We start from the raw sequence: 25,696 nt of genomic DNA, 5'->3' as shown, positions 1-25,696 counted from the left end.
CGAGCGTGAGGAAAGACCTCAAAATCCCTGTGATTGCCAAAGCTTTGTGTGATTAGGCTCTTCAACAGCACACCATCACCAGCATTCATTGGTTCATTTCGGCGAGAAATAGGAACCACGCTTGTTTGAGCACAGCACAAGCCTGACCACCACCAACCACGCCTTCTCGTTTTTTCCGCTGAGTAGGTTGCGTTTGTTAGCAGAACAATCGTGACCAGCCTCTTAGGCAGCACCTACAACTTCATCAAGACTGAGCTGCTTTGAGCTTCTACTGGAGATGGTGTCGTTTTTGACGTTCACGGGGAGAGCTTTGAGTTGTTTTAGGGGTATGGGTGATCAACCAATACAGAAGTCATCACCATGGCCTCGAGAGGTTCAGCCTGACTCCGGACATCATCCAGATGGCCACAAGAAATGCTGAACGACCTCCCAAATGCTGCAATCACAACTGTGCTGGTAACGGGTGGTGAAGCGAGAGAAGGATGGCTGTCTGAACCAGGGCCTGCTCTCTTTTCTCTGACTGTCCTGTGACCTGGGCGGACATCGACCTAAAACATCAGGCCAGATCAAGATTCTTGGCCCAAAAGACTTTATGACCGTCTCAACAACAGCAAAGGCCTGAAATTTGCTGGAGCGTGGCACCAAAGCATCTTGTGCTTCAACTTCGATACAGACCGAGTGACAACAAAAGATCTCAGCGACACAACGGCTGAAACCGATCCCGATGCTGCCACTCGTGATGATGCCGAGTGCATCCAAGCAATACGGAGATCTAGCCCGATAAGTGAGGACTCACTGAAAACCGGGAGTAACCGTGTGATCCGTAACAAAACGTTTGGTTTATCCCGATACCTTGCGAAGACTCCGCAAGGTGATCGGCATGAACGGCAGCATTCAACTCACCACCGAGCAGCGATTCCAGATCGAGCAGTTCAATCGTGCCCTCGAAACAACCCAGGACCCTGAGCAGCTTCGCCAGTTGGCAAGGCAACTGATGCAAGCCTGGCAGACACAGAAAGCGGCAACCTGCTGGGTGCTCAAACAGGACATGCCTCCGTTCATCTCGACAGATGGCTGATGCGCCCAGTTTTGGCATCCGTTGCCTCAATATCACCTGTTCACGGTGTTCAATGAACCTACGGAGCTCCACAATCGCCTGACTTTCGCGATTAGGGTTTCTTCAGGATTAGGCCTCCCATGGTTGAGCTTTACCTGAACGCCAAGCTTCACAGCCGCATGAGTGAGGCTGCTTACCGTTCGCTGCTCACACGCAAGGATCTCGACGATCAAGATCTCAAGTTGCGCAGTGACCTGCTCAAGCAGGTTGACAATGGATCAATCAGGCTGACCTGACCAGGTGATTCTCGAGACCCTTGTTCCAGCCCGATGATCCACGCTTCTGGAAGTCTCTGCTTGGCATTATCTCACTATTGGTCGGATGTTCGTTGGCCTGGTTAATACTCAGTCTCTAAAAATCAGCTGATCAACATCCAGAGCAACGACACAACAGTGACGCTCGCAGCAGCTCCCAGCAAAGCAAGTAGCAACAGACTGCCGCCGGCGAACCAGAGCAGACGGCGGAACGATTGGGGGAACAGCAGATGCAGGCTGAGCCCAATAGCGACAGGCCAAAGAGGCGGAATCACCACACAGATCGCAGTGAAAAAAACAAGTTTCCGACGCCGTTGTGCATCCTGCTGCTGCTCATGTCGAGTCAACCGCTGCTCGTGCTCGATCTGCTCAAGCTCATCGTCACTGAGCCAGCGCCCCATTTCCCGGGCCTTGTTCAGCTCCCGCTCCAACTGCTGAGATGACATCGAATCGGCCATCTACCGATGTTATTCAGCGATGGTTTCGTGTGTCGCTTTTCAGCCAAGACCTTTCAAGAGAGGCCCGCGCCTGCTCAGGGTTGAGAGATTCCAAACGCTGCTGGGCCTTCACTTTGGAACGAAAGGGACCAGTAAGTCGCCAAAAGCGCAGTGCGGAAGCAACGGCCACCACGGCCCAGGCAACCAGGATCCAGCGGGGGTCATGCAAGGTCATCGACATCCATGGGCATAGCTGATGGCATGACTGAAAGAGGCTGCGTCAACTAGAAGCATGACCCAACCAATGACCAATCCGTGGGCTAACAGGCGGAGATGATCAAGAGAACCGGATTTCATTCTTACTTCAAATTAGATGTTTCGGAGTCACTCACAATCAGACGTTAGAGATCCCACAGATTCGGTCCATGCAAGGGAACGAGGCATCAGTGCGGGGCACACTCGCGACAACAGTCAGTAACTGCAGTGATAGAACAAACAAATCCCAGCAAGCACCACACAGGAGGCATTGGCGCGAACCGTAGTGATCCAGTCGAGATCTGGCGCCTCGGGAGAGATGGCCGTCAGTCGCTCAGCAGAGCCTGATCAACACAAGAACAGAACCAGTCTCCCCAAGTTGCCATACAATCAGAATGAAGCGGTGGATTGCAGTGGTGCAATCAATTAACAGATCGATCGACAACGGGAAGCAATCAACTTCTATTGAAGAAGCAAAGAGGAACTAGGCTCTGGCAGATAGAAAACACCTGTTCGCATCAATACAATGAAAAATCTTCCACTGTTTATTATTTTAGCACTTAGCAGCTTGACAGCATGCAACAATAACTATCAGTCAGTCTTACAGGCAGAACAAGCCTGTGAAGAATGGGCTAGGCAAGGCCTTGAATTTACCCTTGAGCCAAACGGATACTTAGAAAGCATTGAATACAAGGGTGCCACAACAAATCGATTCTGCGAAAAGAAAGAAATCCAATACATCGGTTATGTGTTTGATCTACCAGACAACGACAAACCTGTTTTCGCCGATGAGCTGATGAAATTGAGAGGGAGTGCCAAGCCCACTGAAAAATTCAGATGGTAAATAAACAAACTGACTTCAAGCAGACCCGGAATCATTGAGCAGACTGGATGGAGCAGCCGTCAAGTCATGACGTATGAGCAAGAGATCATCATCAAATGCGCGATCAAGGGAACTCTCGGCGGTCTGGATAAAAAAATGACAGCTGAGGAACTGGATGACTTATTGAATGGTTCACAAGACTGGCGGAAACACTTGGTAATTGAGGAAATTACAGAAGTTGCGACCATCCATGCAGGTCGGAGACGCCCAGAGATCGAGTAGCCGCGAGCAAATCCTCCTCGAACAGATCAAGATTTATCTTTAATACAGATCAGGGGCGCTACCACCATTTGAGAAAACTTATTGATGGCAAGCCCATCACTGCAACTCATGCCTTCAGGGCCGTTCATGGTGGCAGGACTCCATGGCATAACGACTGATGCAGCTGTATTTGAAAATTGATTAAGGACGCTGGCAATCAAACACAGGTTCGCAACGATCAGGACGACTGAAATATCTCTATGCCTACCAAGCATCAAAACAGTTACGACGATTACATTGTGATAGGGGGCAAGCGACGTTGGTTTGGCACACCAATGTCGACAAAAGATTCACCAACCAAGCAAGACGCTTATTGTGAACAGTCATCATCAGCAAAGAAGCGCACTGTGGGTTAACAGGTTGTAGGTCTGCGTTCACGATGCCAGAGCCTTTTCAATGTCTGATCTGTGGCCAATCAGTTGGCGGTTCAATGGAAACGTATTGGATGCGCAATGGCCACATGTTCTGTTCGCTGTGCTGGAGCGGAGTTCCACCGCTTGAAGAACAGTTGCCAGAACAAAGACTAGAGGCCAAACGTCGCCTACTCATGCTGATCAAACATAAGCGCTGCAACTTCTGATTTTTTAAGTCAGGATCAAACATAGTCATCATTAATCATTGGCTCGCTCACTCAGCCACTGCCAAGAAGAGATTTGGCATGCATCAGACTCCCCTTAACGTTTCCCTTGCCACTTTTCACGCGTTGTGCGATAAAGTCAATCAATACCCTAATGTCATCTAAGGCAATATCATTGAAGGCATTATCCTTATCGGCTGAATTAATTTTCTGTAGCAAGAAGTTTTTTGGTCAACCTGAGCCGCTATTAACTCTGGTCAAAACCATTGATTGTTCATGAAAATGATCTCTCTGGATCACGGCAAGCAAAGCAGTCACCGATGATTCATTCGCAAGCCAACAAAAGTTAAGCATCAAAAGACTCTGACTCGTCATATTCCGGTGGTCCAACCAGAAGAACGTCGCAATCATGCTGATTTACTTGAATCACCAGGATTCGTCTCGGAGATTCGTCGTAGCCTTTCTTTGCGGTTGCAACTGCCTCAACCACATCGTCCATCGTCGTGATAGCTCCTCGCTGCAAGTCCGATTGAGCCTCCTTCCATAACTGAGCGAATTCCTCTCCCGACTCCATCAGCATCTTGTGCATGGCATTCTCGGCTCCTATCTCTTTCGCCAGAGCAATGAACTGTTTCACCAGAGGATTCGACATCGCAGACGAGACTCTGAGATGAGTCGAGAGGCCTGAAAGGGTCGTCTGCATCACTTGGTTCTGCTGATCAATCACGACGCACTCAGCACTGAGATCAAATGCAGTCCTGTCACTCAGTCGCGACCAGTGGGGCTCGATCTCACTCCAATTGCGTTTCATAACGTGATTCTGGCTGATCTCACCACGAGAACCCATTGGGCATTGCTCTAATCACTAACCGAGAAATAGGCATTAAGCCTTAGTCGTCGAAAAGTAAAAAACGTCCATAGTCGAGGACCGCAATCACACCAATGAAAGAACTGCACCTGTCTCTACCTCTGTTTGGGTGCATGGTTGCACTTGCTGTGATGGTGATGACCTTTGTGGTGAAGGCAACTGCCTAAACAAAGGCGCGGAAATCATCTGTCCTGACTGGCCCAAGGATGCGCCGGTGCCAGCCGAACCAAGGGGAAGCCATGAAAAAGCGGCGTCCCACTGCCCCTCTTCGTGATAGCGGGATCCCGCCGCAGGAAGCGCGCTCAGCGAAGAGTAAAGATACATACAAAGATTTGTGCCTTGAGGCACAATCGAAAATGGAGTGAGGCCTCGATCGAAGTTCAAGCAGCGCGGAGCGAACTTGTCATTGACAGACCAAGACAAGAAAGCCAGGGCACAAAACAAGACTCGACGCCCTATCGAGACTTCCGTCGGTGTGGGGAGCTGAATGTCGCCCTGAGGAGTGCCAAAGACATGATTCACAGCTATGGAGTGTGCCTTTCAACGGACTGGTTGAACCACAACTGGCACTGTGCCAATGAAGTGGCTAATTTGTAAAAGTGAGGAGAAAAGCTTACGGGGTGGAAACAAGGACACACTCCCGCAGAGTTTTCAAAACCCCTGCCTTCGGCGGGGGTTTCTTTTTGAGTGGTCATCAACTCAGCTGAAAGTCGGTCAATCCAGTTGGATTGATCAAGATGTGAATGTGATTGGCTCGTTTAACGCTGAGCGTGATCCCGAAGATCCCCTGCACCTTCCAACGAAAAAAGTGCATCAGTATCCAGGCTGAGAGAAGAGGACGGGTCCTTCAGTGTTTTCAATTCAGCAACTGACAGAACAGGGATGGAAAACGAAGCCAGGAGACCTCACTGACCTCACTCTTGATGAAGCAAGGGTGAGAGTGCGCATCGTGTCGGCGCAATGCAAGGGGGCTTATCGCGTTGTTGATCTCGATTCGCTTGAAATGCAATGTCTTTGGAGAGACGGACAGCTTTTAGTGGATCAATCCGTGCCAGACGATCCGCCCGTTGCTCCCGAAAATCAGTCAGCCACGTTCAGCTCACCTAGGGACTGAGCATGAAGAGGGCATGACGAAGGGCCAACAGATCCCGAAACCCGCTGACGTTGGGCTCTGGTCGAAACGATTAAGGTGCCAGCCCTCGGAGTGGGGATCATGACGCGTCAGATCGACAATCGGGTGGTCGTGATCTGCTGTTCAGACGAAAGCTCATGGCGACCGAACGGCATCGATGGGACTCCCATCGGGTCATATTCGATCGGAATCGATCCGATCACGAAGAAAATTCGCAGCGAGCGCATACCTGAAAGCTGCTTGCACAGCTTCAGCCACAGCGAAAACGGCACGCTGATTGAACTATCCAGCGAGGGAACAGGAGTGATCGCCATTGACACGATCAACCTGCCGCGCAGCACTCTGGCGGTGGTGCGTCTCATTTCCAGTCACCAGGGCAACGACATCCACCTGGTCGAGGGGGTGAAAGCCGAGGATCTATCGGCTTACAACTGGAGCCTGGAGGGAAAAGAGAAATTTCAGTTGTACAGAGATCCAAATCCCCCTGCGCGATGGGTGGGAGACCTCAATGAATGGCAGAGCAGTGATCTTTACAAAGCCCATCAGCGGGATTTCACTCATCGACTGGAATACGAGTTTGCATCAGCGGTGCGAGCCCTCTCGATTCATATCACTCCCGAGAATCAAAGAGTTTTTGATGCCTTCATCACCCGTGCCTGCGCGGAAAACACCGGCTTGTTCTGGGACATTCGTAAAGCTGCAGCCGTTTATGCCCTACAGGGAAGCTTCTGCCAGAACGACCTCAACCGAATGGTTTATCTGGCTCAAGAGGGTATCGACCTTCAGGAACTTGCCTTTAAGTGCACACCTCAGCAATTTATTAAGGCCCTCTTCGACCACTGCAAGCAGACCGCAGAAGCTTTAGACGATGAACAAATCTGGGATGCGCAGACCCGTTGCAATCTGCTGACACTGGATCAGCTGATGCCCATCGTGCAGACCAAATCGAAATACAAACCTTTCCTATACGAATGGCTATGGCGACTGGATGGCAAGCCCGACCCAAGTTTGATCGAAAACCCTGATCTCTATGAGATCTACCGAGAGGAATTAATCGCCGATCGCGCCAAGATTATGAACGCTTTCGGGATTAATGGAGCTTTGGAGGTCGACTATCGCGATCAAGTGATCAACTCCATGCTTCGAGATGACAAGTGGGCCCTAGTGGAGACAGACCGTTTTGAAGAGGAAGAGCAACGACGGAGAGCAGGCGAGTTGTAGACCCGCCGCCGCCTCACACCTAGCCTGAGGTTCCATCGGTTCTGCCCGGCAGACTCTGTCACCTTGAAACGCATTGACGGTCGAGTGCTGATTAGTGTGATCGGAGCGCTGCTCTTGGCCGCTGCGGCCTATGAGTACTCACTTGTGCAGGGCTTGGCACCCGCAGCCTGAACCCGAAAGCTTTAAGGCTCAGGACTGCAGGAATAACTGACGATGCCCCCCTTGCGCTGGCGGAAATCGGGATGCTCAGGATCCTCGGCCTGCCACCACCAGCGACCGTCTGTATAACTCGGAGCCCCAGCATTGTTGGTTCGCGGTAACTGAAGGGTCACGCCGCGCCAGCTGAGCAGGATCAGATCTCCGGGCACAGTGCCGTCGGCACTGTTAGGGATGGGCTCAGCCGTGGCTCCAAAGGCGTCCCGACCAAGCTGAATGGGTTCCGCAGTCAACCTGTCACCGTCACAGATCCAGGCCGCTGACACCGGCAACACCGCCGTGATCATCACGATCAACACCAGCAGGAACGGCAACAGGCGATTGCCCCAAATCTCTTGCCATTGCAGAGGTTGATCCACAGCAGCGTCTGAGAAACGACAAAGTAACAGAGTCGCACCCTTGTGCAGTTCCACTCAATGATCCCTCCTTTCGTTCCTTTCTGTCCGATCAGCGCCGCAAAGATTGCCGGACTTAAGGCCACAGTGACACTGTTGCTGATTCTGTTAATGAAATCCAAGCTGCTGCGCGTAAAAATGTCATTGCTTGGCTCTGTCCTTGGCCTGATCATGCTCACAGGATTTCTGCTGAGCACCGGGTTGCTCACTCTTGTGGCGGGTGGAGCCGTGGCCTATGCAGCCAATCAGAACAAGTCATGAGCTCACAGTCTTCAGAACCGATGGCCCTTCCCAACCGTGATCAGGTTCTCGCCGCATCGGCGGGCTGGGTCGCCGTTCTGCTGAATGTGTTGCCCGGACTGGGTGCGGGGTATCTCTACCAGCGTCGCTGGAAGGCCTACTGGATCACGTCCGCTTTTGCAACCGCATGGTTTGTTGCAGGAGCTGCTCTTGGACAAGGGGCAGCAGCTGATGCGGAAACCCAAAATCAACTAGTCGGACTTGTTGGGCTTCTTGTGCTGGCTGCCGTCACAGCTGCGGAAGCAGGTCTTGTGGTGAAACGTGTCCGCGATGCCTCCTGAGGGATTAACCCTCGCTGAAGACATCCTTCATTTCTGGTTTGAAGAATGCCGTCCATGGCAGTGGTTTCGACGCAATCAAGGATTTGATCGTTCTGTCAGTGAACGATTCGGGCCACTGGCGGAGGCAGCACAGCACGACGGGTTGATCGAGTGGGAAGCCAATCAGACATCCTGCTTAGCACTCGTCTTGTTACTCGATCAGTTCTCTCGACAAATCTGGCGTGATCAGGCGCGCGCCTTCCATGGCGATGTTCGTGCACAAGGATTGAGCCAACTGGCTATGGATCAACATTGGGTGGAACGGGAACCAGAGAGGGCACGTCGACAGTTCTGGTTGATGCCGCTGTTGCACGCAGAATGTCTCGAGACGGTGAATATGGCGATCCCTCTTCTGGAGAGATGGGTGGATGTTGCAACCGCTGATGTGGCCAGACGAAATCGCGACATCCTGCTCCACCACGCGCGCTATCCCTGGCGGGATCAAGCCCTGGGCCGTTGATCGATGGCTGAACGCGGATTCTGCTGTGGTCTCTGTGGAGTTCAGTGATCTGTGCACTATCGCGTGCGCAGCGAAACAACAGCAGAGTGGACTCTTGTATGTGCTAATTGTTGGACTGGAATTGCCGAGCAACCGGGCTACAGATATGGAGGAACGCGTAAGGCAAATCGGCGAAAAAGGAAGCGCTAAGTTGTCAGTTCTCCTCAGTTCAATTGAAGTACGGCCCAGCTTGCATTACCACGCTGAACTGGCATGATCAATCCAGTTCGAGATGGATCCGAGGTCGGAGTAATCCGACCTCTTTTTTTGAGTGATTGCAATTGCTCGTGGATGACAATAAAAAACCATTGCCTCAGCAATGGTTGAAACTGGGAAGTCGGATAATCCCCATCACCCGACCCATTGATGTCAGGTTAGAGATGGCTGCCTCGGAATAGGTGTTCATGTATACCTTGTCACGAACTTCAGGCTCAATACACCATCTATGTGGTTGAACCACTCCAGCCATCAAGACAAAATGTAAATCCCCATTATTCAGACCCCTGACGGCACTGTCCGTGGGGTCTTTGTTATTGAACGACAGTGTTGAAGACAAACTGGGTGCAACAAGGCCCACCGCCAAAAGCAGGGGGTTGAAAAACTCCCCAGGAGTGCCTGCTGATTTCCACACTGTGAGTTTCTCTGATCACAACAAAACAACCCCGAGCAAACTGCAGCGAAATTGCAACCAGGTGTGTGTTCAATGCGCCGAACGGCAAAGCTCTAGCTATACCTTTTGTAGTTGGCTCTCCTCACCGAGATTCCCAACTCCTCACACCCACTGAAGACCCTCTGGGTCTTTTTTTTTGCCTTGGGTCAGCTCTCTAATTGGCAATCCACGGATGGAGCTCTGCAGTCGTCATAGTCATAGTCCGATCTGCGTCGAGCATTCGGGCGTTTGCCAAACCGGTGGATAGGGATACCCGCCGGATTGGTCAGCGTGAATGACTACCCACCACAGCTCGTTGCCATCACAACAACAGTTGTCGGTAGAGCAACACATTCATCAAGTAGATCACTCCATTGAGCTGCCATTGCACAGACGCATACGATCAATTGACGATGCTGGGGACTGTGCACTGGATCGGCCCAAGCAACTCGGTTGAGCCAATGAGGCCATGCCAACGGGAATCAGAGTGATGGCAATCACAATCAATGCCACTCTTGTTCCTGGCGAGTGGATGTTGGCTTGAAAAAGGCTTATTGACCCCTAGAGACACTGCAAGCAAGGTCAGCAAACCGCTTGATGGGGTTGAGTTCTACGGGCAGAATGAACCTTGATTGCACAAAAAGCGCCCCTGCTGAGAGGGGCGTTTGCCATTCACCCAAGGACTCGGACTTGGGTAAGCTTATGCGAGAGCTCAAAAAGTTGACCAACTATTCAACAACAATTGAACTCACTTAGCAGGAGCTTTATTGTCGTTAGGCTGATGATTGTGATGCTCGGCGTTTGGATTGTTGCAGCACATCGGCTTTATCGCGAATCTGTAAGTTCTAACAGATGATGGAGATGTATCAGCTGAAAGCTCGCTGAGAGTTACACAATCGCAACGAATTGCGAGAATGGTTATCACTCTCGCCTATGGGCTCTAAGCCGAAATTCAGTTTTGGAATCGGATCAATAGCGATGGACTACCCACCACAGGTGCAACCACAAGCACCAGCTCCATCATGACAAGGCTCATGGTTGGGATGTCCATTGGCACAGGCATCGGAACAGAAGCTTTGTCCACTCCTTTGAACAGCAGGTGGACCGCCAGCTTCGCAGCTACAGCTTGGGCAGGCACAGATTAAAACTGTTGTCGTCATCTGAACAACACAACTGAAAAAGGTTTAACAGAAAACGGATATTGACCAAGCCAAGAGTAAGCAAAAGTCACACAATCGAACAAATAAACGACAACGATTATCATTATTGTCCGTCAAAAATCAAAATGATTATCACTATCTATCAGCATGTTTGTGCTGTTGCTCCCCACGCCAGTGGATTGCTTGGGGTTGTCCCCCCAGCCCAAGACGCATGAATAAGGGGTGGATGATTCCTAGGAGTAAGGGCAACATCACGCAGCAGCAGGTGCTTGATCCAGATTCGAACCAGCGTCTTCCCCTGCAACGAAGACTTCTGTGATTGTTCTGACGCCATTAGCAATAGTCCAGGCAGCAGCTTCAATCGTTTCCTTGATCTCTATCCGAGTTTTGCTGAATTTGCCTGTGACGCAAACATATTTGTCTTCGCTGAGCAGCTTGCTCTCTGGTGTCTCATGCTCCTCTTCAAACTCCACCGACTGACTATTGATATGAATGCTGTAGTCCAAGGTCTGGACTTCTTGTCCTTGAGTGAAGGACCCAAGTTGAGTGCTACCAAGTGCAGCTGGTTCATTGTCTGCCTGCTCTTGAGGCAGACGTGATCATTTTCCAACTTCGGCTGTTTTAGAAGTCTGCTGTTTTAGGGATCAACTTTTGAAGGATCAGCCCAAAAACGTCGACGTTGCCAAGCTGTGAGACGGCTGTTGGCATCAAACAGAATGCTGAGCTGCTGAAATAACCCAACACCGAGCAGACCGCCGATCTCCAGCTGAAAGACAGCATCCGGAAGATACTCAGGCACCGAAAAAACCAGCGCATCCTGCATGACAGCAGTCTTTTCATGTCGCATGAACTGATCTGGAACAAAAACAGACGGCTGAGGTGCACTCACCTGACCGATACAACCAGGCTGCGGCCGGAATGTTTCCGCCACGCCGGCCCAACCCCGAAGCGGTTCCAGCATTGCCTCCGCCGTCCTGAATGAGGGTCGTTCCGGTTCTGGCACAGGAGCGTTGGAGCAACGGAAACCAACGGCACCCACCAACTGCAGACGCCAGCGCGTTCCCACCGGCTCCCAGATCAGCACCAGCATGGATCGGGACCGGCCGTAAAACAGATTGATCTCGTGGCCGAAGCGACGGCGATCAAGATCTGGCTCAAGACTGGACTGACCTCCAGCACCTTGGAATTGCCAGCATCCGCAGCCGGCGTTGTAGGTGCTGCGGCTGATGTCATACCTGGCGTGGCCGCCAGGAGCGAAGAACAGTCCGGATCCATCCCAGACGCCGGTTTCGGGATCGCTGAAAGAGATGTCGTACGTCGTGGGATCCACCACCCTGACCGGTGTCACCAGATCAAGCCTGTCCTCTGCATCACGCCCAAACCATGCACCACGGCCCTGCCAGCGCCCCTGGAAGTTGAGCCGATTCAGCGTCCATTGATCTGTCATCACTTTCACCATCGAAGGACCAGCAACTCCCGAGGGCCACCTCTGACAGCAACGAAGCCATTGGGGTGACAACCGTCGGTGTGGCTAATAATTGCTGAACCCAATCGTGCCAGACCTCGAATGCTTTTGATGGGCTTATCAAGCAACTAAAGAAATTAAAAGACCTTGTTTAATTATTAGATCGGATGGTCTTCATATGGTTTGGCTCGGGTTGCAGCAGTTGTGCAGAGCACAGCAGCCCCACGTTTTCGCAACCGGCCAAGCCACATTTTCTAGCTACTTTTAACTGAGCTGACTGATCTTGTCAGCGGTGAATTCAAGCCATGTTCTTGAGCAACACCAATAACTTCTTAAGGCAACTTAGCTAGCTTTAGTAGACAGCGGTTTAATTCACCATTTCGGCTGGCAACGCTTCCAGCCGCAGGGCTTCTGCAGGGCATCCCATGCCTTAATCGCGTTTTGCCTGAGCATCCGTCTAATGACCGGCTGTAGCAACTGAAATTTGAGAAGCTTCAGCTCACCTCCACTCCTTTGCCACGGTAAAAGGCAAATCGCTCGCGGATCTGATCAGCCTCAGGCTTGGGCGTTTCGTAACTCCAAACCGCATTGGCGATGACGTTGTCAGCGAGAACCACATCCCAGTAGCGGGCAGTGCCCTTCCAGCCGCAAACCGTGGTGTGACTGGAATCACGCAAGAACTCTTGACGCATTGCCGAGCGGGGGAAATAGGGATTGCCATCCACCATCACAATGTCGTCGCTTTCCGCAAGCACTGTTCCATTCAGGACCGCTTTCATAGGCTTCTTCCAAACCGTTGACATTGCAACAACCTATCGAATTTATCGACTCAGGGGATTGCCATCAGGAGACTCGAACCATTTCTTGGAGCTTAAAACCGCAAAAGCAAGTGCGATGAGTAGTAACGCAAAAAAACATCACGACGACTATCGACACATATTCAGAAAACCATTCAACAATCTCCAGCAAACATCAAAAGAATTCAGTAATCGCTGACCTTAAAATATAAATTAGCAAACACAACATTAATAAAGATAGAGATTACGATCAAAGTAATACAGGGCGGCACGAATCACTGAAATCGCACCAAGGATTTACACCCACGTCTGCGTACTCGAGACGCCACACATGTGGTCCATGCGCATGGGCAACGCAAATACCTCCATTTGATCCATCGGGCGATGAAAGACTTTGCATAAACGCGCCGTGGGGGTTGATTCCGCAATAAGACAAACGCATTGCACCCTTTGATGGCTGCACGTAACCGAGGGACAACTTCATCAACTCACCATCCTGAGAGTTAGCAAAAAACCATGTCCAAGGGCCGCCAGACACCAAAGTCATCACCTCATCGACCCCGACACCGTCGGCGCTACTGTTGACATGAAAGGGGCCAAATTTCAGCTGTGTATCGACCTGCCCTTGAGCACCCAGCGCTTTAAGATCGTAAACTTTTGGATAAGGAGGAACATCTTTTTCAGATGTCACAAGTGAGCCACCGCTTTCACAAGCAGGATCGCGACCAGCCTCAGCGATAAGTCCCAGAAGTGCTGAACGATCAAGAGCATACATGCTGATCAGCTGTTGTTGTTGCTGCAAACTCAGCAATTCGCTGCTTGGCGAAGTTGACAACTTTAATATCTCCAATGACTCTTTAACAAGAGGGACAATGGAGACTCTCACTCCAATTTTCATCAACTCCTGATTGATTGGAACCAAACCAGTCAGACCAGCTCGGCCGCTTGAAAAATCAAGTCTCAGGGAATCAGTCATTTCGGAAAGATCACGAAGGAATGTCTTGGTTGAAAATATCCTATTTAAAAAGCAAAGAGCAATCAGATCAAAGAGATCTGACTATAAAATCAGCCTGCTTTTGGCGTCAAAATACCAATTCCCGCAACACAGCGAGAGCCATCAATCATAACGAGAAACTTATGATCTTCTGCCATATACATGACACCTTTAATCTCAATTTCAAAACGAAAACACTCATTAACTCCTGAATCAATCACCCGGCGGTCAGCCTCATTGAACAGCGCTGACTGCTCAGAAGCAATGAAATCAACATCACTTTTGCCAATCATGCTTTCAGCATCTGCCTCATAGAGGCGGCTAACCGCAGAGTTCACAAAAAGAAATCGCAAATCCTGGTCTTTCACATAGATACAATTGTCAGTAGCATTAACAACCAGTGAGAGAAGGTTTTCCATGCTTTGTGCATTAATTAATAGCCTCCAGAACACTAGCCAGATAGAATTACATCGTCAGCAACTGCTTCTGAAGCCTCGCCCATTACATAATTCAGGAATTAGCGAAGAGATCAAACCATCTGAGGATCAATCAATCCATAGAGAAGTGCGGAAACCGCAAGCTGCGTTCGGTCGCGAACTGCCAGCTTGTTCATCGCATTGGACACATGGCTCTTCACCGTTTCGGTAGAGATTTGGAAAGCAGATGCGATCTCTGCATTGGTAAGACCACCTGCCACCGCTCTCACCACTTCCTTCTCGCGCTCGCTGAGCTCCTCCACAAACTTGGGGCGATCCTCCGAGTGGAGTGAATTCACCAGCCGGCGCACATCCTCGGGGTAATAAACACCACCGCTGCTGAGGGTCTGCAGTGCCTGAATGAAATCACCATGACCGGTGCCCATTGAAGAGCGGAACATCACGCCATCAGCATGGGCTTGCATCGCCTCCTGAACAACATCCTGCGATTCCCGACTGAGGAAGATCAGCATGCGAGTGTCAGGGCGGTGCTCATGCACTCTCTGCGTAAGTAATTCAAGCCATGACTGGCTTTTAGGGGCTCATGTACCACACATGTACATATTGTTGCAGTACCTGTACCAGATCAATCCTCACCACCAACAAAGAAGTCTCTTAAGCCCCATTCCTCCCAGAGGCAGTCAGCGTCCTGTGGGCGACCCTGCCGAATCAGCTCAAATCCCCTCTCAGCAAGCTGCTGAACCTGCTCATCTGGGATGACGGTGTAATTATCCATGGCTTCAGTCTTCCACTGCGATAACCGGTAATTCAGTAAACACAACCTCAACAGGATCTGCACTTGGCTCCTTTCTGGATGGCCGCTTGATCTCATTCTCTGGAAACTCACATTCGAGGGCAATAAGCACTGAAGCCCGTCCTGTTGTCTGTAGCAGGATCTCTGTGGGAAAAGTGAAGATGATGTCACCCTTGCTCAGATCGACGGTGTATTCCTTGCGGCCACGGTCGTAGGTTCCAAGATCAATCTCAGGGTGCAGGATAGAACCCGTAAATAGCGTTAGGTTACTCCCAGCTGTTGAGCGACCCCAGACCATCTTTGCTGTGTAAGGCCATTTAGCTCCTTCGACTCTCCATCCCTTGGGCTGCCCTGCTTGTGTAATCAGCTTTTTGTAGATCGTACGCTTCATGAGGCCCTTTTAGTTACCCAAGGATTCCTAAGGGCTGCATCGTGATCTAAGCCGTCCCAGAACGGTTTTAGGAACAATAGAGAGAACTAAGAAAGGCAATCCGAGATGGATTCGAAGCACATTGAACAGCTGTTCCAGTCAGCATTCGGCAGAGAAGAGACAGTCTCACCGCGTGCAGTAACGGGCTCCAGATACAGGATGAATGCAACCAGGATGATGAACCTAAGTTTTGCAGAAAAGATGGAGGTTCAAGCATATATTGACCAGGATGTACCTTATGCCGACCTACCTGCCTGGGTCATTGACGGCGGCTACGTGGAGCCAACAAAAGCAGAAAAGAAACGCCAGCAACAGCTGAATGACGCGACAGGATTGAGCATTTCTGAGCGCAAACAAGTCTTCAACGCTGCCCTTGCTGACACTCAGATTCTGGCAGAAATGACTGTCTCCGAAATCCTTAGGGACAGCCAAGCTATCGACAGCGAGATCCAGCACTTCCTCAAGAAATATGGTGATCAAGCTATGACCATGTTGGAAGAACTTGACGCAGATGCTGCTACCTACGTGCACGCTCGTTTGAGGGTCCAGTCTGCAGAAAAGAAGGTTACTGATTCCGATGAGTCTGTCCGCCAGGAGATCCAACAGGCCAAGGCGATGATCGACGCGCAGAACAGCGCTGTAGGTCTTGAGAACATCTCAGCAGAGGCTATGCAGGCTGAACTAGCCAGACGAGCATCCATGGCAACTCAGGAAGCTGCTGCACAGGGTGAATGATGTCTGGTGGACCTAAAGTTGGTAGCTACAGAACAAACAAATACGGGGTTCTAGAGTATATCGAGACCACGATAAAAACTCGCAAAAAGCTGGAGGTTATTGACAAGCTAGACCGTATCTATAAGGCCCATAATCATGGCTATTTAGACCTGGCCGAGGATACAACCCATGTTCGGGTCAGGATAGATCGTGTAGAACCTGCCGGACTCTGGAGCGTATCCCTGGGGACTCACCTGATCAACATCGGCCCTGACCTAGCTGGTGAGCGATTCGACGAGATTATTGCCGTCAGCCCTGGGCTTTCTGTTTATACAAACCGGCACGGCATGCAACGACCAGGGAGTTCGCCTCTCTATGTCCAGGAACTAATAATCGAGGAAGATTGATGGCGACGAGTAATAAGGGTTTCAAGCTCGACAGCTCTGCTCCACTACGCCGACAGCAGGGTGAAAGGCAGTCTGCTTACGTCCATTTCCAGAGGTGGAAAGAACTGGGGTTCTGCAGTGATGAACAGCTTGCACAAGACAACGGGACCGTCGCCGCTGCCACCTTCGCCCGATATCGGACTGCCTACCGCTGGGAGACCCGAAAGAACCTCTATCTCGCCCGCAAGCAACAGTCTTTAGGGGAGCAGATGTATGGCGAGGCCAACGCCAAGAAAAGAGCAACGGCCCAACCGCTGAAGAAAGCAGACGGGGACATTGCACTACCGCCACCGCCGCCGATTCCGCGTGGTCTCCATAACTTCGCCCTCAAATACGGATATCTGGTATGCCCTGGCTGGGAGTCGGATCCACTCGTCGACTTGATGCTCACGCACCTGGAGGAGCTGGTTGAGGGTGAGGCTGGCGGTCGTCTGCTGATCAATCCACCACCGCGATCATCCAAAACGACCTGCTGCATCCTGGCCCTTTGCTATTCGCTGCTCCGCTACCCAGACCGTGGACATGCACTTATCTCAGCCAATGGGCGGCTGGCATCAATGAATAACCAGAACCTCCGCACAGTCTTCGAGCACGCAGTTCCCGAGGGCTATGGCATCGACAAGAACACCAAGTCAAAGCTGGCCTGGAAACCCAACTGGCTCGGGGGCCGTGAACAGCTCGCACTGAGTCGTGGTGGGGCAATGCTCGGTTACACCGTCCACCTGGGGATCCTTGATGACTTGTGCGGGCAGGTCTCAGACATCGAATCGCCCGAGATCATGCAAGCCACCATGAGAACGATGGGCACTGATATCACCACGAGGCTTACGAAAGACAAGGCAGGGAAGGGTGCAGCCATGGCAATCGTTGCCCAACGGTTAGGCCCAACAGATCCGACAGCAGAACTGATCAACCGTGCCCGTGGTCATGAGAGAGACGGACTGGCCACTACCCACTACAAGGTGATCGCTTCCCCGTTCCTGAACCCTTCACCAGAGCGGGCAGCCGAGATCGTAGGCGACTACCCGAACAGCTGGCAGGTGTTCCAGCCCAGCTACGGCCCTGAGGGGGAGCCTGTATCCCACCGCTTTGATCGGGCATTTGCGGATCGACTGCAGGCAGAGCTACCGCCGAATGACTTCGCTGCGATGTACTTGCTGGACTGCTCCAGAGAGGTTGGTTTCTGCGCCTGGAAGCCCAGCTACATCAGGGAGATCGATGAGGAAGAGGCAAGGGTGCAAGCCACGATGATGGCCATCGACTTTGGGTTGACCGAAGGAGGAGATAGGTCTGCTCTGACTGTCGTGGGCACCGCTGACGGCCACGTTGTGATCCTGGGCCTGCACTTTCTCCAAGGCCAGATTGAGGACATGTTTTCGCAAGTGGTCGACTACGCCAAGCGATACAACGTCCATACGGTTGGAATCGAAATGGCCGCCGCTGGTGATTACATGTTTCGTGGATTGAACAGCAACATCGGTGATCGACATTTTTTGGTGGTGAAGCTCTCCCATGGCGGTCGAAATAAAGCAATCAGGCAATCCGCAATGTTGGGATGGGCCGCCAATGGCAAGCTGCTAGCGGTCAAGGGTCAGCCTGAAATGCAAACCCTGCAGGACCAAATGCGAGTCATTGCAACGTATGGCGGCAAAGGCAAGAAAGCCGATGACCTGGCCGACTCCTGCGTTCACGCTTGCAACTGGGTTTGGGAGCACTGGGTCAAATCAGGCTTCAGCACATCCTCTGTCAGCTGGCAAGGAGGCTCTGGTCAAAGTGGGGCTACACCGAACAGCTGGGGTTATGGCCGCCCAGAGACACGCCGTGGGCTTGATGGCATCCAACGGGTTTTGATACCCGGGTTCGATTGAAAAGAAAGGGGGCGGCAGGCTCAAACCACCCGTCATGTCTACAATTTTAGGTTTCCGGGAAGCCTACTGACCCCACCAACAGGGTTCAAAGGCCCAGCCTATCGGGGTCAAAATCCAATTCCACTGCCAGTGCACGGCTTTTCCAGCGATCGTGTCGGGCTGCTCTGACTGCATTGGATTCTTCCCTGGCAACCTCCGCATCCCGTACTAGAGCCTCTGCGCCTCCATCCGCGACGTACTCCGCCCATAGCTGCTGAGATTCGAGTCGTTCACCCTCGATCCAATTTTGCCGCCAAACTTCATCCTTGAAGGCCTCGAATGCATCGTGGTCTTTCTGGCGTTGAGTCAAAGGTCTGGGTGGAATCTTGCTCATTGGTTCCGTCCCAGATAGTCTTTGCAGGCCTCCAGGAGGGCACGTTGCACGCTCTTGCCGTGAGCAGCTGCGTTTGCCTTAAAGGCTCGTACTATTGCCCTATCGGGCTCTCTGACGCACGTTGCTGTCAGATAGTCGGGCTTTCCCTGTCGAAAATACTTACGGGTCATTTGGTGCCCCATGGGGTGTAAGCCTCAAAAACCTTTGCTTCAGGCTGATATGCAATTTTGACTGCAGCGATGGCAGAAACACTGGCAATCATTGATACTCCACCTCCGATTTCAAAGCTCACATCACCTTCGCAGGCCTCGCCGTCCCTCACCTGAATCCAGCGATCGCCAATCAAGACAGCGTGGCATTTTCCCCAGTCGCATTTCATTTTAATACCTCGTCGATTGTACTAATCAGCAGTAAAGAGACGCCTAAAAAGACTCCGATTGCAGAGAAAGTAACCATGGACTGCAGTCTCATCTAAGCTGATATGACTAGTATTCCAATCGTTGCTATAACTGATTAAGACTCCCGATACCCATGTCCCTAGAACAGCTCAAGGCATTCCTCGCCAAAGTTAAAGGCGATTCCAATCTTCAGGAGAAACTAAAAGCAGCTAAGTCATCTGAAGATATTGTAGGCATTGCTAAAGAACATGGTCATGAATTCACTGCTGATAAGATGACTGAACTCAGTGAAGAGGAACTAGAAGGCGTGGCTGGCGGGAAAAACTGTGCACTTTGTGTCACCACAAACTATGAGCTGCGGAGTTAGGTAGAACCACTGGCAACTGAGAACCACTGGGTTTAGACTGAAACAAGCATAGCTTACACACTCAAAGCCTCTGCATTGCCAGGAGCTTCTTATTTCTTCAATGGTCTGAATAATCCCATAAATAAGCCTTCAATACCTGGCACGATTGAGCACTTTAATTGTTAGTCAAAGACACTGCAGAAGACCGTTGCTATAACCGTTAAAGACTCCCGATAGCCATGTCAGAAGAACAACTCAAAGCTTTTCAAGAAAAAGTCAAAGGCGACACCAGCCTTCAGGAGAAGCTCAAGGCAGCTGCTGATGCCGATACTGTTTCTGCGATTGCCAAGGAAGCAGGTTTTAGTATCTCTGCTGATGACCTAACTAAGGCCCAATCCAGAGAGATCACAGATGAGGAGCTGGAAGGCGTGGCTGGAGGAAACTTGTTAAATTCGTGGCTGGTCTGTGAGGTTCGTTGTCGATCTGTCAATGGTGTTGGCACTAACAAATGGGTGAGAACCAACCAATGAAAAAAGTTCAAATGATGGTATTCACAAAAAAGAGCTTTTGAGCTTTGTAGCTTTAAATGTAATGGCAACAGTTCAACAGAGTTTGTAATGGATTGTTGTCCATGGATGCGCAAACAGTTTTTTTAGTTCAACAGAGTTTGTCATTTGGAATCTTGGAGTCTGTTAACTTCAAGACCAGTTTACACACTCAAAGCCCCTGCTACCACAGGGGCTTTTTATTGCTTCAATCACACCAAAAACCCCACAAATCAAGCCTTCAATACCTGGCACGATTGAGCGTATTAATTCATAGCCAGGGGCAGCAATCAGTTTCTATTTTGGCGACTTAGGCCCTCTAACTGTTCCTTCAGTTCGAAGTATGTTGGCCATTCACCTTCATCGGCAGCCGTTGCCATTCGCGCTTCTAGCTCAAGCCATGCTTGCTCGTACGTCACAGCATCCCCCGCTGCAACCGGTACCGCTGTGCTGCTGTTAATCGAACATCCCAGGAAGGAAGCCAGAGCAAGGGAACGTCCATCACTTCGACAACCTTTAGGCGGTCATCGTTGATCCGCTGCGAGACCGATTTGCGGTTGCCCTTGTAGCCGGTCCAGCTGTTCATTAGTCCAGCCCAAGCCTTGCAGCTTTCTGATTCGCCAGATTCGATTCAATCTGTGCCCAGATGTCGGCATTAACGTCATCACCCCTTCGCCGGCAATTGATCAGCTCGTTATGGGCTACAGCAAGGGCCTTGTTGATATCTTCGACCGTCATCTCACCGTGCCTCCAAAGTCCCTCACGTTGTCCAGCGCATAATTAATGGCTGACCTAATGAGCTGAGACTTGCTAACACCGAGCGTGTCGCTGGCAACCTGAACCCGATCTTTCAGTGCGACATCAGCAGGATCAGTGTTATTCAGGTAGACGACAAAGCGGCTCTCATACTTGCCTTGCATAGTAATAGTCTGGACAGATGCTATAGGCTTCCCACGACTAGATAGTTGCTAGCTGAGTCTTTTTACCGTACAGAAATAGGAATACTAATTGCGATAATCATTAGGCTATTTGCCGTGTCTGATCTAAACATTTACCCCGTCGGTGGGTACATCTGTAAAGCCGTTCAAGCAGAACTCTGTATGGGCTGTGACCCGTTGCTGTCCTACGTCGTGCGCGACTTGGTGATGGCTTCTGCTAAGGGTCCGAGGGCGGTTAACCCCAAATTCTTTGGAAGGGATCGTGGAATTGCAGAGCAGGTTGTCGTCGACGCTGTTGACCTCGGCGAACGGCAGGGAGTGCTCACGGTGGAGTACTCGGAGAACGCGAAGGGCTATCCACAGATGACTGTGGAACCGACCGAAAAATGCATCAAAGGCCTGGTAGACGCCAAGGCTGAAGCTCAAGCCCGTTACGCGAAGAGCTAAGCGCTAAGCACTAGATGTGGTGTTACCGCTGAAACGCAAACACTGCATCTTGCGCACACGCCTAGGCTGGGTACAAGGCCAATCAAGCCCTTATTTACTTCACTTCAATAGGAGATCGCCTCATGGATAGAGAAACTTTCTACAACGAATCAGGTACTAGCCCGCCGAGAAAGAGGCACGGTTTCGAACTCAAGTTCACAGCCTGGGGGCAGCCAATGCAGGCGGTGACTGATCACTACGAAGAAATTGTTCTCGGGTTCAGGATTACTTCGCGGGGTGTTATCTATATGGCAGCCAGTGGCCGTGAGATTCCGGCTCAAGGAACTGCACTGTTCGCCCTTGGAACTGAGGGAGGTGCAGCGTGACAATTACACCCGCAGTAATGCCTGGCTTCCAGGATCTGAGCAGCTGGGCTCAGTCAGACCTGTTGAAGCGCTTGGACCGCAGTCACATCGACTCACTGATCGAGTCCGGTCATCTCGTGCCCTTCACGTCATCGGAGGCCAAGGCGCACCCGTACCTTTCGAGTTCTTCAATCAATGATGAGGTGGATGGCTACCTCGTTCGCTTCGACGCATCACAGGACGGCGAGATCTACCGGCAGAAGCAGAAGGATATGCCCGGCAACCGTTGGCATTCCAAGGTTGTCTGTCAGTTCCAGGGGGATCGTGATGAGGGGTACCTACCGCCGACCTATATGCCGGATAGTGCTGTAGCGATCACAGAGGGGTTCTTTGATGCTGCTGTCCCCACACTGAAGCTCGGTGTTCCTGTTGGGGCAGTCAATTCACCATCGCTACTCAAAAACCTCAAGGCGCCCGCAAAAGTCTCCGCGTACATCGGCGACGTTGACACCATCTACGGGAACTGCGACCTGCTGCCATTGGTGGTTGAGGCCTGCTCTATTCATGGCTGGGCTATCAACGTTGCACCTCGCAACCCTGTCGGCGATTACACCGTCTACCCATTGCGAGAGCAGCTCAAGTGGGGACTGGAGGATGCAATCAATGAAGGCGTGCTTACCGCTGCGGACCTGAAAGATCTGATCATTCACGCAAAGCAACCGGCAGATTTTTTGCTGTGGGTTTTTGAGGAATGGCAGAAGCTCCGGATCTCCTGGAAGACAAGACCAGAGGTCGTAGAGCACGGCGTTCAGGCTTGCGCCCTGGTGAAGGGGAATCACCTTGAAAAGCTTCGGGCCAAAGCTCAGAGCTGCTTAGGCATCAGCAAGGCCGACTTCAACTCAATCGTCAAACGCAAGGCGGAGCTGGCAATCAACCGCGACTCCGGTGCCGTTGAGCTGTACGAACACTTCCACAGCCAAGACGCCCAGGTGCTCGCGTACAACTACGCCATGAGCGGAGAGACCGTTCGCAATGAGGCCGAGGTTGTTCAGCTCGTGGTCGGTGGCCTGATTCCTGGCTTCAGGTGGAACATCCTTTCCGACGGACCTGAGTGGAAACCCTGTGATGAGTGCCCCTACGAACCTATCGAGCCAACTACTGCGTCTGCCTTAGTGCCGATGATGGTTAAGCGGCTCAGTGTCGACAGCGCTGCATTTCGTAGGGCGATTGTCACCTACGGCCGAAAGAACCCATTCAATCCCCTAGAAAATTTCTTGCGGGCTTGCTCAGACTCCGACCTTCCGATCATGGAGTTGGAGGAGATCGCGGGTCTGTTTGGTTTGGCCGAGGATGACCATCTCAGCCTTGCTCACGTCATTCAGTTCTTCACCGGTGTGGTGATCCGTTGGAGGAATCCCGGAGCGAAGCTCGACATCATGCTCAATTGGCAATCACGCCAGGGCTACAGAAAGTCGACCGTAATCAAGGCACTCGGGGGCATGGGCATGTTCTACGCCGTACTCACCGGGGCAGTGAATATCGAGAGCAGAGAGTCTCTGGACGTGCTGCATGCAGCTGGTTTGGTTGAACTTGCCGAGAGTGACACCTGGACACTCAAGGGTGATGACGACGCCACCAAGCGCTTTCTGTCGACCGCTACGGACAAGTACAACCCCAAATACAAAACGGGGCAGGTTGTTCGTAATCGTGCTTTCGCGATTGTTGGAAGCACCAATGAGACAGGCATTTACAGGGACAACGAAACACGCAGATTCCTCACAATCCAATCGGTGAAGCCCTCTTCGATCCCCGACGACGAGAAGGCTGCCGGTGAAGTTGTCACCAGGTTCTGGAAAACCATGGCCCACCTTGTGGACTCAGGAATGGTGCCCCCGTACTTCGACAACACGTCATTTCACGGGCGACTGTCGGAGCAACGCAACCAGGCCTTCATGGTCGAGCGTGATGGCGAACAGGAGATCATGAACGCCATTTACAGCGATGGTTGCTGGTCTGAGCTTCAAGTCAACGATGAGACCATCATGGTGACCAAGCCTCAGTGGATCACGAGCTGGGCCAACTGTGAGCACGTCAATCCAAAGATCGTTCAAAAGATCATGCGTGCCGCTGGCCTGGAGCAGACTCACCGTCCCCGTAAACTCACACGGAACGGAAAGACTGATACAAACCCTCGGCTCTGGACGCATCAATCAGGACAGGTGCCTCGCCCATCTTCTGTAGCGGCTACTGCGTCATCGGTTGGGGAAGTTTTAGAACGGTCTGATGCGTGGTTCTTGTAACCATGTAACCACCACTAGTTAAACAGGTGGTTGCACTAAATCCATTGGCATCACTGCCCTGTAACCAGTAACCACCTAAAATCACATAAAACTATATTTGAGAAAAAGGTTTTTATAAAAGGCCTGATTCCTCAGAAATAGTTTTCTCGAAAATAGCTGGTTTCCTGGTTACATCGCTGAAATACCTTCCACTACAAGAGATTTTCGTAACCACCAGTTTTCCGTGTTGGTGGTGACGACGGTGACGCTACACCGAGGGAGTCAGAGAAAGTCTGAAACTCTAGTCTCGGTATAATGGATAGTAACTAGGGGCGGCTAATGACGAGAGCAGGACGTAACGCACGGATCCAACAACACACCAATTACTTACGCCAATGTCAAGCAAGAAGCAATTCACTGATGCCTGTATTGCAGGAGGATTATCCTCGCAAACGATTAGCACCCTTTGCCGAAAGGTCGCTGGCAGGTGGAACAAGGGCCTGGAAACTCTGAGCAAGAAGTCTCCGGCAGACCTGGAGGAACTTGAACGGCAGTACGGCCTACAGCCAGAGGCAGCTCATTCACTGCATGATTACTTTGCTGGCCGGTCGATCGTAAAGAGACGGTGGGCACCTCCTGCACATGACGACTATCGCGGGCGCTGGGTGGAGTCGAGGGAATACAACTCTCCCCAGATCACGCATACGGCAACTCTCCAGGAGCATGTGGCTATGTTCCCTGATTCTCGATGGGCCGATTAACTACTACTCGGCAGCCTTAAGTGGGCATTGGTTCCTCTGTGTGTGGTACGCAGGGGAATTTTTCTTAGATATATTTTCTCCGTCAGTGTTCTAGCTGGATATCAAATAAGCCCCTGGAAGCGTCACTAAGAGCTTCTGTAGTGGATGTGATGTATCGATGAACCGACAGCCCTTGTAGAGCCTTCTTAGCGCCTCTGAGAGCACTCCTATCTATATATGCAAAGGGAAACTTGTGTTGTCAGGCTGCAGGACACTTCGAGCAAGACCTGTCAGTGATTGTGGTGACTGATTAGTAGCCTGATTGCTGTGGGGTGGATGGCGCGAAATTAGAAATTCTTATATAAAATGTAGCCCCTCTAAGTAATAAAAACTGACACAAACTGCAACCACTGCCTCCTGAGAAGCACTGCTACAGCTGGGTTCTGAGCGGATCAGTTAGCTATAAGAATGGTTCGACGAAAACTAAGCTAGGCTCTACATATTATCTAGCAATCGCTATGTATTGTAAATAAATAGTACCTGCATGCCGATCACGCAAAGTGCGCCAAGTAATGCCCGAAAAGCCGCGTCACCACTGGGTTCTTCGCGACTGGATTATTGATAATAATCAATTAGCATCTGGCCGCCTTACTTATCAGATAGCAGGCCATCGTAGCCCATCAGTACTGCTAATCAATCATGGCATGCGCTTGTCGCCCAGGCACAGTGATTCTTGTCCCATGCCCGATACGCATATGGCATCCAAGTTATAACTAGAGTCCTGCCTTGTCTGTACCG

General features: G+C 51.3%; 34 protein-coding genes. 17 read left to right on the top strand and 17 right to left on the bottom strand.

Annotated elements, in window-relative coordinates:
* Positions 1-853 precede the first annotated feature (853 nt).
* Together DXY31_RS03045 and DXY31_RS16700 are read left to right on the top strand one after the other, a co-directional pair.
* A complete protein-coding gene (locus DXY31_RS03045; RefSeq protein WP_244279488.1) occupies positions 854-1,078 on the top strand; it encodes a hypothetical protein in 225 nt (74 codons plus the stop codon).
* A gap of 119 nt (positions 1,079-1,197) precedes the next feature.
* Complete coding sequence (locus DXY31_RS16700; protein WP_170953514.1) at positions 1,198-1,353, top strand: hypothetical protein; 156 nt, start codon at positions 1,198-1,200, stop codon at positions 1,351-1,353.
* A 122-nt stretch (positions 1,354-1,475) separates the two neighbouring features.
* Here the strand turns inward: DXY31_RS16700 and DXY31_RS03040 are convergent, their stop codons facing one another.
* A complete protein-coding gene (locus DXY31_RS03040; RefSeq protein WP_137024874.1) occupies positions 1,476-1,817 on the bottom strand; it encodes a hypothetical protein in 342 nt (113 codons plus the stop codon).
* A 25-nt stretch (positions 1,818-1,842) separates the two neighbouring features.
* Complete coding sequence (locus DXY31_RS03035; RefSeq protein ID WP_114992015.1) at positions 1,843-2,049, bottom strand: hypothetical protein; 207 nt, start codon at positions 2,047-2,049, stop codon at positions 1,843-1,845.
* A gap of 540 nt (positions 2,050-2,589) precedes the next feature.
* Here DXY31_RS03035 and DXY31_RS03030 point away from each other — a divergent pair.
* Positions 2,590-2,907 carry a hypothetical protein gene (locus DXY31_RS03030; protein WP_114992013.1) on the top strand — a complete coding sequence of 106 codons (318 nt, stop codon included), beginning with the start codon at positions 2,590-2,592 and terminating at the stop codon, positions 2,905-2,907.
* 66 nt (positions 2,908-2,973) lie between these two features.
* The gene (locus DXY31_RS03025; protein WP_114992011.1) at positions 2,974-3,168 is read left to right on the top strand and encodes a hypothetical protein; all 195 of its coding nucleotides are present in this window, start codon (positions 2,974-2,976) and stop codon (positions 3,166-3,168) included.
* Between the two features lie 962 nt (positions 3,169-4,130).
* Here DXY31_RS03025 and DXY31_RS03015 read toward each other — a convergent pair.
* Complete coding sequence (locus DXY31_RS03015) at positions 4,131-4,595, bottom strand: hypothetical protein (RefSeq protein WP_137024873.1); 465 nt, start codon at positions 4,593-4,595, stop codon at positions 4,131-4,133.
* Positions 4,596-5,502: 907 nt separating this feature from the next.
* Between DXY31_RS03015 and DXY31_RS03010 the strand changes: the two genes are divergently transcribed.
* Together DXY31_RS03010 and DXY31_RS03005 are read left to right on the top strand one after the other, a co-directional pair.
* Positions 5,503-5,766: a hypothetical protein gene (locus DXY31_RS03010; RefSeq protein ID WP_114992005.1), complete on the top strand. Its 264-nt coding sequence runs from the start codon at positions 5,503-5,505 to the stop codon at positions 5,764-5,766.
* Positions 5,767-5,865: 99 nt separating this feature from the next.
* A complete protein-coding gene (locus tag DXY31_RS03005; RefSeq protein ID WP_170953513.1) occupies positions 5,866-7,005 on the top strand; it encodes a hypothetical protein in 1,140 nt (379 codons plus the stop codon).
* Positions 7,006-7,187: 182 nt separating this feature from the next.
* Here DXY31_RS03005 and DXY31_RS03000 read toward each other — a convergent pair whose 3' ends face one another.
* Complete coding sequence (locus DXY31_RS03000; protein ID WP_371639020.1) at positions 7,188-7,634, bottom strand: hypothetical protein; 447 nt, start codon at positions 7,632-7,634, stop codon at positions 7,188-7,190.
* A gap of 3 nt (positions 7,635-7,637) precedes the next feature.
* Between DXY31_RS03000 and DXY31_RS02995 the strand changes: the two genes are divergently transcribed.
* The 3 genes from DXY31_RS02995 to DXY31_RS02985 are packed head-to-tail and all read left to right on the top strand — an operon-like array spanning position 7,638 to position 8,696.
* Entirely contained in the window at positions 7,638-7,877 is a 240-nt protein-coding gene (locus DXY31_RS02995; protein ID WP_114992104.1) for a hypothetical protein, read from the top strand.
* Positions 7,878-7,897: 20 nt separating this feature from the next.
* The gene (locus DXY31_RS02990) at positions 7,898-8,197 is read left to right on the top strand and encodes a hypothetical protein (RefSeq protein ID WP_114992101.1); all 300 of its coding nucleotides are present in this window, start codon (positions 7,898-7,900) and stop codon (positions 8,195-8,197) included.
* On the top strand, positions 8,187-8,696 hold the full coding sequence (locus tag DXY31_RS02985) for a DUF924 family protein (RefSeq protein ID WP_170953522.1): 510 nt from the start codon (positions 8,187-8,189) through the stop codon (positions 8,694-8,696). The genes DXY31_RS02990 and DXY31_RS02985 overlap by 11 nt, the downstream gene beginning before the upstream one ends.
* Before the next feature lie 1,671 nt (positions 8,697-10,367).
* Here DXY31_RS02985 and DXY31_RS02980 read toward each other — a convergent pair.
* From DXY31_RS02980 to DXY31_RS02940, 9 genes are all read right to left on the bottom strand, one after another.
* A complete protein-coding gene (locus tag DXY31_RS02980) occupies positions 10,368-10,544 on the bottom strand; it encodes a conjugal transfer protein TrbI (protein ID WP_114992000.1) in 177 nt (58 codons plus the stop codon).
* Positions 10,545-10,795: 251 nt separating this feature from the next.
* Complete coding sequence (locus DXY31_RS02975) at positions 10,796-11,050, bottom strand: hypothetical protein (protein WP_114991998.1); 255 nt, start codon at positions 11,048-11,050, stop codon at positions 10,796-10,798.
* A gap of 131 nt (positions 11,051-11,181) precedes the next feature.
* Positions 11,182-11,991 carry a hypothetical protein gene (locus tag DXY31_RS02970; protein ID WP_114992099.1) on the bottom strand — a complete coding sequence of 270 codons (810 nt, stop codon included), beginning with the start codon at positions 11,989-11,991 and terminating at the stop codon, positions 11,182-11,184.
* A 512-nt stretch (positions 11,992-12,503) separates the two neighbouring features.
* Positions 12,504-12,788 carry a DUF427 domain-containing protein gene (locus tag DXY31_RS02960; RefSeq protein WP_114991993.1) on the bottom strand — a complete coding sequence of 95 codons (285 nt, stop codon included), beginning with the start codon at positions 12,786-12,788 and terminating at the stop codon, positions 12,504-12,506.
* A 268-nt stretch (positions 12,789-13,056) separates the two neighbouring features.
* Positions 13,057-13,782 (bottom strand): hypothetical protein, encoded by a 726-nt coding sequence (locus tag DXY31_RS02955; RefSeq protein WP_114991990.1) that lies wholly within the window; start codon positions 13,780-13,782, stop codon positions 13,057-13,059.
* Between the two features lie 89 nt (positions 13,783-13,871).
* A complete protein-coding gene (locus tag DXY31_RS02950) occupies positions 13,872-14,219 on the bottom strand; it encodes a PAS domain-containing protein (RefSeq protein ID WP_114991988.1) in 348 nt (115 codons plus the stop codon).
* Positions 14,220-14,329: 110 nt separating this feature from the next.
* A complete protein-coding gene (locus DXY31_RS02945; RefSeq protein ID WP_114991985.1) occupies positions 14,330-14,749 on the bottom strand; it encodes a response regulator transcription factor in 420 nt (139 codons plus the stop codon).
* A gap of 113 nt (positions 14,750-14,862) precedes the next feature.
* On the bottom strand, positions 14,863-15,012 hold the full coding sequence (locus DXY31_RS16695) for a hypothetical protein (protein ID WP_170953512.1): 150 nt from the start codon (positions 15,010-15,012) through the stop codon (positions 14,863-14,865).
* 4 nt (positions 15,013-15,016) lie between these two features.
* Positions 15,017-15,421, bottom strand: coding sequence for a hypothetical protein (locus tag DXY31_RS02940; RefSeq protein ID WP_114991982.1), 405 nt, complete (start codon positions 15,419-15,421; stop codon positions 15,017-15,019).
* A gap of 105 nt (positions 15,422-15,526) precedes the next feature.
* Between DXY31_RS02940 and DXY31_RS02935 the strand changes: the two genes are divergently transcribed.
* Genes DXY31_RS02935 through DXY31_RS02925 form a run of 3 tightly spaced genes read left to right on the top strand, consistent with a single transcriptional unit; the run spans position 15,527 to position 18,488 of the window.
* Complete coding sequence (locus tag DXY31_RS02935) at positions 15,527-16,195, top strand: hypothetical protein (protein WP_114991980.1); 669 nt, start codon at positions 15,527-15,529, stop codon at positions 16,193-16,195.
* Positions 16,195-16,581, top strand: coding sequence for a hypothetical protein (locus DXY31_RS02930; RefSeq protein WP_137024872.1), 387 nt, complete (start codon positions 16,195-16,197; stop codon positions 16,579-16,581). The genes DXY31_RS02935 and DXY31_RS02930 overlap by 1 nt, the downstream gene beginning before the upstream one ends.
* A complete protein-coding gene (locus DXY31_RS02925) occupies positions 16,581-18,488 on the top strand; it encodes a hypothetical protein (protein WP_114991975.1) in 1,908 nt (635 codons plus the stop codon). The genes DXY31_RS02930 and DXY31_RS02925 overlap by 1 nt, the downstream gene beginning before the upstream one ends.
* Before the next feature lie 85 nt (positions 18,489-18,573).
* On the opposite strand, the gene DXY31_RS02920 is transcribed toward DXY31_RS02925, so the two are convergent.
* Both DXY31_RS02920 and DXY31_RS17290 read right to left on the bottom strand, forming a co-directional pair.
* A complete protein-coding gene (locus DXY31_RS02920) occupies positions 18,574-18,861 on the bottom strand; it encodes a hypothetical protein (protein WP_114991973.1) in 288 nt (95 codons plus the stop codon).
* 166 nt (positions 18,862-19,027) lie between these two features.
* Complete coding sequence (locus tag DXY31_RS17290) at positions 19,028-19,240, bottom strand: hypothetical protein (RefSeq protein ID WP_114991971.1); 213 nt, start codon at positions 19,238-19,240, stop codon at positions 19,028-19,030.
* Between the two features lie 152 nt (positions 19,241-19,392).
* Here DXY31_RS17290 and DXY31_RS02910 point away from each other — a divergent pair, with 152 nt between their 5' ends.
* Together DXY31_RS02910 and DXY31_RS02905 are read left to right on the top strand one after the other, a co-directional pair.
* Positions 19,393-19,626: a Nif11-like leader peptide family natural product precursor gene (locus tag DXY31_RS02910; protein WP_114991969.1), complete on the top strand. Its 234-nt coding sequence runs from the start codon at positions 19,393-19,395 to the stop codon at positions 19,624-19,626.
* 218 nt (positions 19,627-19,844) lie between these two features.
* Positions 19,845-20,135, top strand: coding sequence for a Nif11-like leader peptide family natural product precursor (locus DXY31_RS02905; protein WP_114991967.1), 291 nt, complete (start codon positions 19,845-19,847; stop codon positions 20,133-20,135).
* A gap of 430 nt (positions 20,136-20,565) precedes the next feature.
* Here the strand turns inward: DXY31_RS02905 and DXY31_RS16690 are convergent, their stop codons facing one another.
* Both DXY31_RS16690 and DXY31_RS16685 read right to left on the bottom strand, forming a co-directional pair.
* Positions 20,566-20,736, bottom strand: a complete 171-nt coding sequence (locus DXY31_RS16690; protein WP_170953510.1) for a hypothetical protein — start codon at positions 20,734-20,736, stop codon at positions 20,566-20,568.
* Positions 20,736-20,888, bottom strand: a complete 153-nt coding sequence (locus DXY31_RS16685) for a hypothetical protein (RefSeq protein WP_170953509.1) — start codon at positions 20,886-20,888, stop codon at positions 20,736-20,738. The genes DXY31_RS16690 and DXY31_RS16685 overlap by 1 nt, the downstream gene beginning before the upstream one ends.
* 296 nt (positions 20,889-21,184) lie before the next feature.
* Between DXY31_RS16685 and DXY31_RS02895 the strand changes: the two genes are divergently transcribed.
* The 3 genes from DXY31_RS02895 to DXY31_RS02885 all read left to right on the top strand — a co-directional run bounded on the left by DXY31_RS02895 (position 21,185) and on the right by DXY31_RS02885 (position 24,179).
* Positions 21,185-21,535 carry a hypothetical protein gene (locus DXY31_RS02895; RefSeq protein WP_137024871.1) on the top strand — a complete coding sequence of 117 codons (351 nt, stop codon included), beginning with the start codon at positions 21,185-21,187 and terminating at the stop codon, positions 21,533-21,535.
* Positions 21,536-21,657: 122 nt separating this feature from the next.
* The gene (locus tag DXY31_RS02890; protein WP_114991960.1) at positions 21,658-21,900 is read left to right on the top strand and encodes a hypothetical protein; all 243 of its coding nucleotides are present in this window, start codon (positions 21,658-21,660) and stop codon (positions 21,898-21,900) included.
* Positions 21,897-24,179 carry a VapE domain-containing protein gene (locus DXY31_RS02885; protein ID WP_137024870.1) on the top strand — a complete coding sequence of 761 codons (2,283 nt, stop codon included), beginning with the start codon at positions 21,897-21,899 and terminating at the stop codon, positions 24,177-24,179. The genes DXY31_RS02890 and DXY31_RS02885 overlap by 4 nt, the downstream gene beginning before the upstream one ends.
* Positions 24,180-25,696 lie beyond the last annotated feature (1,517 nt).

Source organism: Synechococcus sp. UW179A (genome assembly GCF_900473965.1).
Lineage (GTDB): Bacteria > Cyanobacteriota > Cyanobacteriia > PCC-6307 > Cyanobiaceae > Synechococcus_C.
This window is presented reverse-complemented; position numbering and strand designations above follow the sequence as displayed.